At 67.6% G+C, this 13,676-nt stretch carries 9 protein-coding genes and 1 pseudogene; 2 read left to right on the top strand and 8 right to left on the bottom strand.

Translation table 11 applies throughout. The features are described 5' to 3' along the window. Positions 1-4: 4 nt before the first annotated feature. The gene (locus tag ABFX50_RS37265; protein WP_346153247.1) at positions 5-349 is read right to left on the bottom strand and encodes a hypothetical protein; all 345 of its coding nucleotides are present in this window, start codon (positions 347-349) and stop codon (positions 5-7) included. 636 nt (positions 350-985) lie between these two features. Here ABFX50_RS37265 and ABFX50_RS37260 point away from each other — a divergent pair. Next, positions 986-1,867, top strand: coding sequence for a DEAD/DEAH box helicase (locus tag ABFX50_RS37260; RefSeq protein ID WP_346153437.1), 882 nt, complete (start codon positions 986-988; stop codon positions 1,865-1,867). Between the two features lie 198 nt (positions 1,868-2,065). On the opposite strand, the gene ABFX50_RS37255 is transcribed toward ABFX50_RS37260, so the two are convergent. The 7 genes from ABFX50_RS37255 to ABFX50_RS37225 all read right to left on the bottom strand — a co-directional run bounded on the left by ABFX50_RS37255 (position 2,066) and on the right by ABFX50_RS37225 (position 12,392). Further along, complete coding sequence (locus ABFX50_RS37255; protein WP_346153245.1) at positions 2,066-2,515, bottom strand: PIN-like domain-containing protein; 450 nt, start codon at positions 2,513-2,515, stop codon at positions 2,066-2,068. After that, positions 2,496-3,149: a DUF433 domain-containing protein gene (locus tag ABFX50_RS37250; RefSeq protein ID WP_346153243.1), complete on the bottom strand. Its 654-nt coding sequence runs from the start codon at positions 3,147-3,149 to the stop codon at positions 2,496-2,498. The genes ABFX50_RS37255 and ABFX50_RS37250 overlap by 20 nt, the downstream gene beginning before the upstream one ends. 744 nt (positions 3,150-3,893) lie before the next feature. Further along, positions 3,894-5,120: a TIGR02679 family protein gene (locus ABFX50_RS37245; protein ID WP_346153241.1), complete on the bottom strand. Its 1,227-nt coding sequence runs from the start codon at positions 5,118-5,120 to the stop codon at positions 3,894-3,896. Further along, positions 5,117-9,100 (bottom strand): TIGR02680 family protein, encoded by a 3,984-nt coding sequence (locus ABFX50_RS37240; RefSeq protein ID WP_346153239.1) that lies wholly within the window; start codon positions 9,098-9,100, stop codon positions 5,117-5,119. The genes ABFX50_RS37245 and ABFX50_RS37240 overlap by 4 nt, the downstream gene beginning before the upstream one ends. Then, complete coding sequence (locus tag ABFX50_RS37235; protein ID WP_346153238.1) at positions 9,097-10,287, bottom strand: TIGR02678 family protein; 1,191 nt, start codon at positions 10,285-10,287, stop codon at positions 9,097-9,099. Before ABFX50_RS37235 ends, ABFX50_RS37240 begins: the two co-directional genes overlap by 4 nt. Further along, entirely contained in the window at positions 10,277-11,767 is a 1,491-nt protein-coding gene (locus ABFX50_RS37230) for a TIGR02677 family protein (protein ID WP_346153236.1), read from the bottom strand. The genes ABFX50_RS37235 and ABFX50_RS37230 overlap by 11 nt, the downstream gene beginning before the upstream one ends. 331 nt (positions 11,768-12,098) lie before the next feature. After that, a complete protein-coding gene (locus ABFX50_RS37225; RefSeq protein ID WP_346153234.1) occupies positions 12,099-12,392 on the bottom strand; it encodes a hypothetical protein in 294 nt (97 codons plus the stop codon). Positions 12,393-12,818: 426 nt separating this feature from the next. On the opposite strand from ABFX50_RS37225, the pseudogene ABFX50_RS51515 reads away from it, so the two are divergent. Then, positions 12,819-13,676, top strand: a pseudogene (locus ABFX50_RS51515) (hypothetical protein); the annotation flags it as partial.

Genomic DNA, 13,676 nt, shown 5'->3' with positions numbered 1-13,676 from the left:
AGTTCTACTTCCAGAAAACCGCCACCGCCGCGGTCAGCATGGCGAGCGCGCCGACGCCGTAGAAGACGGCGGGCCGCTTGACCCGCTGCCGCACCCCCACGACGGCGAGCACCAGCAGGATGAGGTCGAGCCCCAGCTTGAGGCCCATCTTGGGGTTGTTGACGGGCAGGTCGAGCGCGTACCTGACCCCGATCAGCGCGGCGCCGGTGACCGCCTGGCCGATCGCGCCGCCGATCATGTAGCCGCCGATCTCCGGCTGCTTGACGCGCATCTGGTAGAAGAACCCGCCGACCATCGCGGCGAACCCAGCCAGGTGGAAGAAGAGGAGGAGCAGGCGCAAGAGTTCCATGCCCCCACGGTCGGACAGCGCGCCCTTCGGGGCATCCGTCGGCGGGAGACGGTCGAACTACTGCGCATGGAGTACGCAGGTCGCGGGGAAGCGAAAACCCCGGCTCACTAGGGCATGAGCCGGGGTTTCTGCCGGTGCGCCGCCAGGGACTCGAACCCCGGACCCGCTGGTTAAGAGAGCCCTGGATCATGAAATCAGCCGTCCGGACAGGCGCCTGGGCGTCCGCCTACGGTCTGGTTTGTCCGCGCCTCCGCCGGTTCCCGTGCTGGGCCGTCCGCGTCCGTGCTCGTCTGGTCTTTGACGTCCGAGCACCCACCGAGCGCCCGTCCGCCCGTGTTCGTAATTACGGCGTCACCAAAAACGTCGCGCCCGGCGGGTACGCTCCTGCCCCAGCAGTGATTCAAGCGCATCCCATCGACACGGCTGGTGTTCGTTTGGCGGCACGGAGCACATCGCGCAGGATGGAGGCGTGGACTCGTGGGCCGAATGGAATGATCCGGTAGAGCTTCGGATCCGGCTGGATCTGGCCTTGATGGAGATCGCTGAGTTACGGGAGGAGAACGAGCGCCTGCGTGGTTTGCTGGCGACCGGAAACTCGCGGCAGTCAAGTCCGCCAGTAGCTCAGCAAAGTTCGCCATCACAGACGGCCGGTTCCGGCCTGCCCTACGCGGATGCCTCCTCAACTCCGACGCAGAAGCTGGCGTTGTTCCGGACGCTGTTCGTTTCACTGACCAGCCGCAGCGCGCCAACGACCTCCTGGACGATTACGGACTCGTCGTGGTCGACGAGTGTCACGCCATCGGCGCGCCCGCGGCCGAAGCCGCGATCCGGCAAGTGCGGGTGGAGCGCTGGCTAGGCCTGTCGGCCACCCCGTATCGCGCCGATCAGATGGACGCGATCATCACGATGCAGTGCGGGCCCATCCGGCACGAGATCGCCGCCGAGGTTACCTTCGCCCAGCGCCAGCTGGTACACATCACCTCCTTCACCACTGAGGAGATCGGCAATGACGGCGCGTCCTTCCAGGCCATGTACGGCGAACTGGCCGCCGATCAGAAGCGAAACGCCCAGATCGCCACCGATGTTGCCGACGCTGTCGCGCGTGGGCGACAATGCCTCATCCTGACCAACCGGCTGGAGCACCTCGAACGTCTCGACGCCAACCTCCGTGGCCTCGGTGTGACTTCTACTCTGCTGCACGGCAAACTCACTCCGGCCGAACGAGCCCAGCTCCGCGCCGACCTCACAGACAACCAAGGCAGACCGCTGGCCCTGATCGCCATCGACAAGATCGCCGGGGAGGGATTCGACCTGCCAAGGCTCGACACGCTGTTCCTGGCCATTCCCATCTCCTTCAAAGGACGCGTCATCCAACAGGTCGGACGCATCATGCGCGAAGCCGCCACCAAACACGACGTCGAGGTCCACGACTACCTCGACGTGCAGGTCCCCTCAGCTGGAACGGATGTACGGCAAGCGCCGCCGCACCCTGACCCGCCTCGGTTTCACCACCGCTGAAACACCTACGCGAGCGCCACTCCGTCCGCAGCCCCTGCCACCGTCCGAACCACAGTCGGACAACTCGCCTGCGGTTCCACTCACGCATGAACCCTCCATCGCCGAAGTCCGGGCGTGGGCGACTCACTCGAAGCCTCTCCGTTGCATCACGGGGTAAAATCCGGCCCGAGATCTGGGAAGCCTGGCGGTCCGCCCACCCTACGGAGACGTTGGCCAGAACTTGGGCGGGTTCACCGCAGGATCGGTCACCCGCAACCGACTGGCCACCGTGGGGTCGACTCCTCGCAACGTGATCAAGCGTGGTCCGCCGGCCTGTCCCAGCAACGCCAGTGCGCTCGGCAACCCAGCGGCGACCGTCGCGATCGCGACGCCCATCCCGGCCAGCCCGGGATGTTTGTGCGGGTACTCGATCCGGTGCAGGCCAGAGGCTGCGATCGCGGCCACCTCCCGCGGCCGTTGCATCTGACGGCCGTCATTGGTGAGCACAACGTGGAACCCCTCCGCCGCGGCTCGCGGATACAGGGTCTCGTCACGTGTGCCCGACCAGCCAGGAAGATCCAGCAGATGGGCGATGTCGTGGTTCAACACGAAGCTGGTCAAAACCTGATGCAGGGGGCGGGGGACGTTCTCATCCAGCAGCAGCCTCACGCTGCTCCCTTGGGGGGTCGTAGCTGTCGACGTAATCGGCGAAGTCAGCGGCGTCCAATGCCGCGGTGGCCGACACACTCGGGTAGTAGTCCGCGATCCGCTCAGCCGGGACACCATCCCGCAGCAGAGCAGCGATCTCGTCGTACGGCACGCGGGTCCCCTCGATCACCGGCATGCCACCACGGACCGCCGGGTCGACGATGACGTGCTCCCGGGGATGCAGCAGGTCCGGGATATGCCGCCCATTGCGGTAGAACGGCCGCAACACCTCAACCATGTCATGGATGACGATGTTGGCCTTGCGATGCACCAGATCGGTGGCCTGGCCCTGCTCCACCAGATAGATCGTCGAGCCATCGGTCACCAACTGATACGCCGACAGATGCTCACGCTCCTGCAGGTCGTCGCGGAGCGTGTCCAACGCCCGGCGAATCTTCTGCAGGGACGCGTCGTTGCGCAGCTTCACACAGGTGCGCAAGGCGACCAGGTCTCGAAACGAGTACAGCACCGGGCGCACCGGCGAGGTCTCCGGTACCAGCACGGCCCCACGGCCTGAGCTGGCCTTACGCCAGTGCGCGAGCTGACGAAGCGTGGCGCCCGACAACGCCGCCGCCAGCTTCGGACTGTAGGACACCCACTTCACCTCCCTCGGCCCGACTCAGTCCCCTCATCATCGCAAACATCCCCCCGATTCACTCACCATTACCCCATCTTGATCGGAGAGTCGCCATGCCCGTCAGTAGCTATGTCCACAGCGCTATGGCTGCCAGGATCGACAAACCGGGTGCCAGTACAGCGCCCACTGGCCCGGGACTCTTCGAGCGGGAACGGCGCGCCCGCGACCTTCACGAAGCCGACCTGGTCAGGCTCAACACGTCCACTGGCACTCCATCAAATCAAGCAGCGACATCGCTGGAAGAACCCGTCGATTGGCGATCGGCCTGGCGTACAACCTCCCCAACTACGTGCCCCTCCAGACTTCCCTCTCGGCTCTGCACTTCAAGACTCACGCCGCGTGCCCGACGACACCCCGGGAACGTCGTGCGGCGGCGAGGGTGCTCCGACGTCAAATAGCGGGCGAGCACGAGGGCGGACGGGCCACCACGAAAATCAGCGGAGACACGGACAGAGCAACACGTGGACGGACGACGAGGCACCCCTATGAACGCTCCACCACGAAGAACCGCTGACTTAAGAGAATTCAGGATCATGGAATCAGCCGTCCGGACGGGCACCGGGATGTCCACTAACGACCCTGTTCGTCCGCGTCTCCGCTGATTACCGTGCTGGCCGGTCCATCCCGGTGCTCGATCGGTCTCTGACGTCCGAGCACCCGTCGAGCACCGACCCGAAATCTGTGTCCACAAATACGGGCAGCTCAGCGTCCCAGGAAAGGTTCATCGAAGTCGGCCAGGTCCTCGAGAAGTTCACCGATGAGTCGTTCCTCCATGACCGCTCGTCCAGTGGCCGCCATCTGTGCCGCGAGCTCCGGCGCCCAGGGGCTATCGGCCGAACTACCCTTCAACGCCTCTGACTCGCCGCGAGCAAGCGCCTGCCGATAGGTGGTCACGTCCATCCGCCAGGGCGTAGCCCCATATCTCGTCCATGCCTCGGCGGTGGTCCGCACGCCCGTCCAGTCGAAGTCGCCGCGCCACCACACCGCGCCCGCGCATGCAGCAACCAGCCGGTGGCACGCCAGAGACGGTATCCCTTCTGTGCAGATCAGGGCCGCTCCGGGCACGGCCACCGCGGCTCTGAGCACTGCGGGGTTCTCGCACACGAAGATCAGCGGCGTGGTAACCCGCAGCGGCATCGTCGTCAGCTGGTGCAACGTGACGCGGAAGGGCGTGGCCGCATCCGCCGCCGCGTTCAGCCAGTCGGCCAGCGGCGAGCCGGTCGCGCGAAGGCCCAGGACGAGCACCTGGCTCGCGAGGTCGTCCACGATCACTCCGGCGGACTCCCACAGCGCGCGGCGTCCCTCCGCAGTCGCCCAGGCAGGCGCGCTGATCCGAGCCGCCAGTGCCCGCAGCACCAATCTGGCCAGCGGGGTCCCAGCCAGTGCTTTGGTGTCGCCGGTGGCCCGCTCCGCCAGCACGCTGATCGGGATCGGATAGGCGGCGGGTAGCAGGTCGAGGACGGCACGCGCCCGATGGATGACCTCACCGCCTTGCCGTACTGCTTTGGTCAAGCTGCCATCGGCGGCCAGCCCGGCGCTCCAGTCAGCGAACCATGGCTCGCTCGCGTGACGGCACGCGGCCAGGACCTCCATCAGTTCAGCGCGAGCGTGGTCGTGGCGAGCCTGTTCCTCGGCGCGCACCGGCACCGGCCCTGTGAGCGCAAGCACGGCGGCGCGCAGGTCGTCGCAGATCCCCGCTCGGCGCAGCGTCGCCTCCACCGCTGCTGGGGACACGCTGAGGCTGGCCGCGCCGCGGTCCTTGCGGCCCAGCAGCGCGGCGACCGCCCGTCGCTCCTCGTCCGTGACCTCATCGAGCATCAGCGGAGCGTAGAGATACCGATCGTGAGCGATTCGATCTGTTAGGCGCGCCACGACGCGCGCCAGCCCGGCCCCGCCGAGGGTACGGCGAAGCCGGTCGAGGTCGTTCACCACAAACCGTCCTCCTCCTCGGACAGTGCCGAGGGTTCTTGGCTGGAATCCTCCCTCTCTACGCGTTCGGCCCTGGTCCCGTCCCACTCCCAGGTAGTCACGTGGACCGCGTCGATACCGTCGCGGCGGACCAACTGATGGGTGGCGATGCCGGGCACCGTGGAATAGAAGCCCCACTCCCGCTCGCTGGTCATCGCCACGTCCAGGTCGAAGGTGGTCAACAGACCCAGGCACTTGGCCCGCGCGTCGTCGTCGACTCCGGCGAAGGCTTCATCCAGGGTGACCAGACGCGGAGCGTGCGGGTGGGCGGAGCGGTAGTGGGAGGAGGCCGCCGCGAACAGCGGCAGGGAGACTGTCAGCACCCGCTCGCCGCCCGAGGCGGGGCCAGTGGCGGGACGCCAGCGTCCGTCTTGGTAGCGCTCGATCACGAAGGTGTGCCAGCTCCGGTAGTCCAGAGCCCGCCGCAGGTGCTCGGCCCAGGTGCCGTGCTCGTCCCTGCTGCGCTCGGCCTCGATCTGGCCCTGGAGGAAGTCGGCCACGGCCGTCCGATCGGCCGGAGACCACAGGTCGGCGCCCTGGCGCAGGAGCCGGGCGCGGGCCTCGGCCAATCCGGCGGGAGCGTCCTTGTCGGGCGTCCAGGACATGCGCAGCAGCATGCCGGTGGAGGTGGGCCGTTCCTTCAACTCCTTGTTCATCTGGTCGACCTGTTCGTCGGCATCCGCGATGAGCTGCTGCAGATGCGCCGCCACGTCATTGACCAGGTGTTCCTCGACGATCTCCCGCTGGCGCGCGGTCAGTGTCCGCTCGCGGTAGTCCAGCTCGACCTCCAGCAGGGCGGCCAGTTCGCCGGGTGCCCGCTCACGACCCTGGAACTGGATCGTCACCACGAACCAGTCCGACAGGCCCGCAACGGCGTGGTGGCCGTGCCTTGTAAGTGCCTCAGCCAGTTCGCTATAGCGCCGGGTGATCTCATCCTGGACCCGGCGCCACGCGTCGTCGGAGTCGTCGACCTCCGAGAGTGCCTGCTCGATGCGTCGCGCGAGCCGTACTGCAGGATCGGCCGCCCAGGAGCCGCTCTGTTCCACCTCGCAGGCCACCTCCAGCAGCCCGGTTTCGGCGAAGCGGCGAAGCGCCTCGATGGCGTCCTCCCTGCGGCGCGCCACGCCGTCGGCGTTCTCACGGAGTTGCTCCTGCCGTCCTTCGGCTTTGGCGCGCTGCTCCACGGCCTCCTGGTGGGCCTGGCCCAGCCGCTTGAGCTCGACGGTCAGCGCGGCGATCCGGGCCTTGGTCTCGGTGAGCCGCTCCCGGAGTTCCTCCACCGACGCGCCGATCGCGGCCCGCAGGGTCTCCAGCCGGGCCTGTTCTTCGGCCGCCCGTCTGCGCGCCGTGCGCTCAACCTCCTGGGCTCGTTCCCGCTCCTGCTCCGCGGCGCGCAGCTCACCCGTCCAAGTGAGCACCTCGGCCTGACTCTGGCTGTTCAGGTGGGTGGCGGCCAGCAGCTCGGTGACCACCTGGCGGTAGGCACCCAAGGCCTGACGTACCTGCTTCAGCCCGGCGAGATCGGCGGGTAGCCGGGTGTCGGTCGCGGCGCGGTCCCGTTCGCCGATCACCGACGTCAGGTCGTCCATGGCCCACTGGACGTCGTTCTCCTGTTCCTCCATCGCGGCAACGGCATCTGCATGGCGATCGGCCGCGCTGGCAAGCGCCGTGTGGGCGTCCCGCACGCTCGTGTCCGGCGGGTGTCCGGCCATCTCGGCGGCCACCCGCTCCTGCCGCGCCTCGATGGCCATCACCAGTTCTTCGGCCAGCCGTACCTCAGTGGCGGCCACGTCGATCAGCGCGGCCAGCTCCGCCAGACGGCGCTGCCTGGCTTCCTCGCGAGCCGTGGCGCCTATGTACTCGGCGCTCGGCTTGGTCCAAGCGCCGTTCAACGGCTCGAGCCGCCAGCGTCCGTCGACGCAGACGTAAGGCCCAGGCTGTTCCGCCAGACCGATGCTCTCCAGTACGGCCTGCGCCGCAGGGTCGGAGGTGACGAGCGCGCGGCTGAGCGGCGTCTGCGCACGATCGCCAGGCAGCGCGATCACATCGTGGGTACCGGCAGCCAGCAGCCGCCCGTCCGGGGTGATCCAGGCGTCCAGCAGACCGGAGGCCTCCAGTGCCGCCTCCAGCCCGGCCCGGCTGCCGGCATCGAGTTCGGCTGCGAAGTCGGTCAACGCCCACAGCGGCCCGCCCGGCCGGCCCTCGCGGACGTCCCCTCCTCTGGTGTACGGCACGCGCGGCGTCGCCTGCTCGCCTGCGGACAACCGGTCACGCTCGGCCACCAGCTCGTCGTGATCAGCGCGGCGGGCATCCAGGGCCATGGTCGCGGCCGCCAGGGCGTGAGCGAGCTCCTGCCCGCTGCGTTGCCCGGCCTCGCGCAGCGCCACCTCGCCTGGATGCGGCCCGGTCAGGCTCTCGGACCAGGCGGCCAGGCCGTACTCCTCGGGATCGGGCAGGCTCAGCTCTCGAAGTCCCAGGCCGTACCGGCGCCAGGCCGTGACGTGATCAGTGGCGGCGGCAGCCAGCCCGTCGCGGGCGGTGGCAAGCCGGTCGGCTGCCGCGTCACGTTGGGACTCGCGTTTGGCGAGCAGGGTGCGGGCGGCGACCAGATCGCGCTCGCGCTCGGCCGCCGTCTGGGCGAGGGCGGTGACGTGGTCGATGGCTTCGGCCCTCGACCGCAGAGCGGACTCGATCGGCTCACCGGCCTCCAGCAGGCGCTCGTGCTCGGCCGCCAGCCCACTCTGCTCAGCGAGGGGCAGCGCGCGATCACGGCAGTCGGCCAGCGCCTGCGCGCTCTCGGCCGCGGCCTGCTCGGCCCTGCCGTGCCGTACGGTCCGCTCGGCAACCTTGCTCTCGGCTGCCTCGACCGACTCCACTGCGGCGGTGACGGCCTGATCGGCTTCGTCGGCGTACCGTTCGGCGGCGTCCAGATCCTTGATCCGGCTGTCGCCGGCGAGTTCCTCCTTGACGGCGTTCTGCTCGGCCAGCTCTGTCTGGGCGCTCTCGGTGGAGGCGGCGGCTTCGCTCTCGCGCCAGGCGGCGTCGGCGATCAGTTCGGCCACGGTGTTCAGGTCGCGCTGCCCCTGCTCGTAGGCGGAGTGCGCGAGCCTTACCTGCCCGGCCTGTCTGCGGGCGGCCACCGCGGCATAACGCTGGTAGCGCGTCATGAACCGGCGCACGTGCTCACGGGTGTCCTTGAGCCCGGCCAGTTCCTCACGCTGCTGCTCCAGATCGTGGAAGGCCGCGGCGACGTCGGAGATGAGCGCCTGGTCAAGCGGGGCGAGGGCCTGGGAGAGCGCCTGTGACAGCTTCTTCTCGTCCGGGCGCTTGGACAGTTGCGGCTGGCGAAGTTGGATGAGCAGGTTGATCAGCGCCTCGTACCGTTCCGTCCCCAGGTGGAACAGGTGCTCGTCCAGGAGCCTGCGGTAGGCGGAGGACTGCTGGACGACCTGACCGGACAGGCCGATCGCCTCGGTCAGCCGGTCCCGGGTCAGCGCGGTGCCACTCTTGCCGATCAGGAACAGGTCCTGACCGATTCGCTGCGAGGTGACGAAGAACCAGCGGTCGGCGATTCCCTTGCCCTTGACCGCCTTCAGCCCGCATCCCACGGTCAGATACGCGGGTTCGCCGTCGTCGGTGATCCGGCCGAACTCCAGCCAGGTGTAGCCGAGCCGTTCCTCGTACCGGTCGCCCAGCAGGAGGTTCCACTCCATCTTCTTGCCGGGGTCGCCATCGGGCTCCACCCGGCTCGGCGTCAGCTCTCCGTCCAAAAGGAACGGCAGCGTCAAGGCCAGCACCTTGGATTTGCCCGTGCCGTTGTTACCGCGGAACAGGATGCGTCCGTCCCGGAACCAGAACTCCTGGTCGTCGTAGTAGAACAGGTCCACCAGACCCGTGCGCAGCGGCTGCCAGCGATTCGTTACGACGATCGGGAGTGTCATGCGTCTTTCTTTCCAATGATCACGGGGTCGGCGAAGCCAAAACGGGCCAGCGCGGGCAAGGGGACGATCGTGTCGGCCTGGAGCCTGATGAGCCCGAGCGACACCAGCCGGTGGATGGCCGCCGCGGTCAGTTCCGGGACCGAGGCGTTCTTCCGCCACAACGTGCGGTGCTGTACGGCAAGGCGCTCCATCTCACTCGTTGCCTGGTCCGCCTCTACCGCCGTTCCGGGATACGTCCGCAGGTGGTTGGCGAGATACTCGGCGAGCAGCAAGGTGGCGTGCCCGTCGGTTCCTTCCTCCGGCATGCCCAGATCAGTGGTCTCACGGGTGGGGTCGAGCAGGGCGATCCCCTCAGATCGAACCTCCGCCACCAGGCCGGTCGCCTCGGTGAGGCGCTTGAGCAGCGGTCCGCGTTGGCGTTCGAGGTAGCCGCGCTCGGCCTCGGTCAGCTCGCGATAGTACAGGACGGGGTCGTCCAGCAGCCGCCGGGTAAGGCTGTGCCGGATCAGCCGGTTGCGCCCGTCTTCGGTATCGGGCACGAGCTCCTCGATGATCGCGGCCAGCCGCTCATACAGGTCGTGGGCCTCCACCATGGAAGGCCCACGTCGGGTGACCGGCAGGACAGCGAGCACCCGCCGGTTCACGTCATAGAGGGCGTCGCCGGAGCCGCTCACATAAGCGGCTTCGTCTCCCGCCACCTTGTTCAGAACTCCGATACCGATCAGCAGCCCGGCCACGGTCGCCAGGTCCGTGCGCTCCTCACGGGTGCCGAGCGTGAAGACCATTCCGGAGGCGAGCAGGTCCGGGTCGCCCGCGAAGGCCAGCATCCGCTCGGCAAGCCAGCCCAGCGTCACCTGGCTGTCGGCCCGTTCCAACGCCGCCAGCGCCAGGCAGGTCAGCACGTAACGGCGGCGGCTGAACGCCACCTTTCCCTTGGTCTGCGCGGCTCGCGTGCCATCGACGTGACGCGACGGCACCTTGCGCAGCCGGGCCACGGCCGTATCGGCGTGCAGCTGCCACCCGGCTTCGCGCGCGAACCAGTCCGTCAACCAACCCTGGTGTTTACGCACAAGCCGGAAATCGGGCGCCTCGGGGGTGAGTAGCGGATAACGCAGCAGCGCCCGAATCGCCTTGCCGCGCTCCTCCTCACGCTGCGCGTCCAGCACATCGGCGACCTCAGCCGCCATACGGCACCACCGACAGGTCGATGATGGTCAGCTCATGATCGGGCCCACGCAGCACACCGTCCTCCGTCCGGATTTCCGCATAGCCGTCCACCGGCCTCAACCGCACCTCCAAGCTGCCATCCGAGGTCCTGGCCGTCACCTCACCCGGCCCGGCTGCCAGCCCATCTCCCAGCAGGCGCAGGAAGAGCCGGAACTCCATCGGGTCCAGATCGCCCAGCTCACTCAGCAGCACCGGCCGGCCTGTCGCCAGCCGCTTGCGGGCGAGCTCCGTCTGTTCGCGTTCTGCCGCCACGAACGCCGCCAGTTCCTCACGTTGCTTGCTCCGGTTGACGACCTTGCTCGGGGCACCTCTTCTCGAGTAACTGCCGGTGGCGCGCAGCCGTACCGAGATTTCCGCACGTGGCCCCTCAAGCCAGCTCGTAGCAGACGGCGCCCCGTCCGGCTCTCCGGCCTCCACGGTCAGGTGCCGTGCGGAGGCCAGCCCGAACGCCGCCCGCCACAGGCGATGCGCGTCCTCCTCGGTGGGGCACTCGGCGAACCACCGCGCCAGTGCCCGGAAGTCAGCTGAGCGGTCACTCCTGCCCGCGCGGCGTTCCTGCAGCACGCTGATGGTGGCCAGCAGATCCGGAATCGCCTGGCGAGCCCGGGTCCGCAGCAGATCGGCCTGACAGGGACGCGCGCGATCGCCCACGAACCACGACCGCAAGCCTGACCAGCGGTTACGCCACTCCACCAGCTTCAAGCCGACGGGGTCTTCCTCATCAGGCGCCGCATCGGCCGCCTCCCGTTCTGCGGCCAGCCTGAGCAGCGCCTCGACTGTGGTGAGTTTCTGGATCTTGTCCGAGATGTCGAAGGACTTGACGACCAGCTCCGAGACGAACCGCTCCAGATAGGCGATCAAGCGATCCTTGTAGGCGAGGAACGCCTCCTCCTCGATGTCCTGCAGATCGATGGTCCTCTGCAGCCCGCCGATGAAGGCGCTCGCGTTGGCGGCCAGGCTGTCGAGCCTGCTCATGATCTCCAGTAGCAGGTTGTGCACCACCGCCGGATCCGGCGGCGCCTTCAGAGCCGACAGCGCGTGGAGCCGTACGCGGATGTCCTCCAGTGCCACCGCTTGGAGTTCGCCCCTGCGTCCAAGCTCCTGCTCGAAGACCTCCAGCGCCCGCTCGGCGGCCTCACCCTCACGGCTGAGCTGGTAGAGGTAACGGGCGCGGTAGAAGTCCTCGACTGTAGTGACACGGCCCGTGTCGGGGTCGGCGCGCAGGTTGTCCCACTTGTCCAAGCTGTCCAGCGCGCTGTCGACCTGTTCCTGGACAACCGGCTCACCACCGTCTCCACGAAGAGCCTCCGCCACATCCTCCGGTCGCAGGTGCACCACGAAGCGCCGCTTGTTGGCCATGAAGACATTCATGATCCGCCGGTAGAGGGAAGCGTTGGGGACATCGAGGTGCGCGAATACCTGAGTACGCGTATGAGACATAACAATATGTCAGTATGCCGTCACCAGACGGCGCAGAGGTGCCGTTCACCCTCATGCTCGGCGAATCGGGCTGGGAGTGCGACTCCCCATTCGCCGTTTGGGCACACTGGAAGCATGGACACGCCTCCCTTCAGTTACGCCGACACCAGGCCATACACCGTGCCGCGGTCGCTGGAGGACCTCCAGGGGCCCGAACACGGCGTGATCCAACTCCCGCTCGCGCTGGCCTGGAGCGGTCGCCGCCAGTTCGATCTCGACGACGACTACGACCGCGGCGCGCTCTACAAGATCGTCCCGGAGGAAGGCGACGACACCGACCAGCGCCGCCTGCTCAACCCGGTGCTGATGCGCCGCAACTGGCCCCACCTCCGTCCTGCCGCCAGGTCCGCGCCCTGTGGGAGCGCCGCGGAAGGGCCTTGTAGGTGCCATCGAGCAGCCGGCTCTTGCACAGGTCGAGTTTGGCTTGAGCCACCGGGGGCGATCCGGCGTCCTGCTCCTTCTCCGGAGTGTCGATGGACACCATCCGCACATCAGCCTGGATCGTGGCAGTGTCCCCGTCGCCGATCTCCAGGAAGACGTCCTCCTTCAACGGGCGACTGACGGGCGTGAAATTGAAAGCAACCACGGGAAACTCCTGGGCGGCAGACGACCTGGACCCCGACGGTGACGTCGAAGCTCGACCCACGGCATGAGTACGCCCATACTCAGCAGGTGCTGGCCGTGCCCGCCCAGACGGGTGCCCTGGGTCCTCGCGGAGTCTTGCCGCGTTGGCTGGATGCCACCCATGTGCGCGGCCTGTTTGGAGCCCTTGCTCGTCACCCATCAGCGAACCTTGGACGATGCCTTCACCTGGCGCACTTTCGGAACAGCCGGCCAGAGAGTAAGTACCGAACAGAGATCCAAGGTGGGCCCTACAGAGTGCGGCTGGCGTAGTAAACCACGCCGGGATCGGTGGAGACCCAGCCACGCTCGATGATTGTCAGTCGTCTCATGCTCACCATCCCAAGCCCGGGCGTCGGGGACGCTCACCCAAATTCCTCTCCTGAACCCCATGCCCATAGCGGCTTATTCAGGAAATGTCGTCTATGTTCCCTACGCTGAGTTCCCTCGCGACGAGAAGGGATCCCTGCGTGGCAATCTGGTGGGTGAATCAGCAGCGCACGTTCGATCAGGAGCCGCAGCCGGCATCCTGTGGGCGCCCAAGGCGGATAGAAACGGACGCCGCAAGTCGCACTGGACGACCATGACGGAGGTGCGCCTCGACGACACGGTGATTCACTACGCATCCCAGAAAGTGGTCGCGTTGAGCCGGGTGACCGCCGAAGCAATCGATGCCCGCCGTCCGAATAGTCTGCAAAGCGATTGGGAGGATGACGGTCGCCTCGTACACGTGGCCTACCGTCAGGCCTCCCAGTCCGTGCACCGAGATGAGATCCCGGAGGCCTGGCGCACCGGGCACTCCTCGCCAGGCGGCCCGTTCAACAAGGACGGCGGCGTCAACCAGGGCTACCTCTTCCGCGTGGATGACGACTTCGGCGACCGCTTCGTGGAAAGGTTCCGTGATCGGTTCGAGGGCGATCCAGTCGCTCTTCCCGCTGAAGCGCAGGACAGCGCGACTAACCTGCTGCGGCGACTCCTTGGCCAAGACATCTCGACTGTGACAGGTCGACACAACCGCATCCTCGACGTACACCCGCCCAATGCCCGGGTCGCGACGGATCGGTCGCCCGACGGCCAGCCGGTCTCGATCGCCGACGCGGCGCTGACCATCGCCTCGCTGCAGATGGCAGCCGTCACCCGCGGCGGCACCGCCGACGGGGTGATCTTTCACACCGACCGCGGCAGCGAATATAGCGCCGCCCGCTTCCAGGACGCCTGCCGGCGCTGGGGCGTCGTCCAATCGATGGGC

It is taken from the genome of Nonomuraea recticatena, from assembly GCF_039533245.1.
Lineage (GTDB): Bacteria > Actinomycetota > Actinomycetes > Streptosporangiales > Streptosporangiaceae > Nonomuraea > Nonomuraea roseola.
This window is presented reverse-complemented; position numbering and strand designations above follow the sequence as displayed.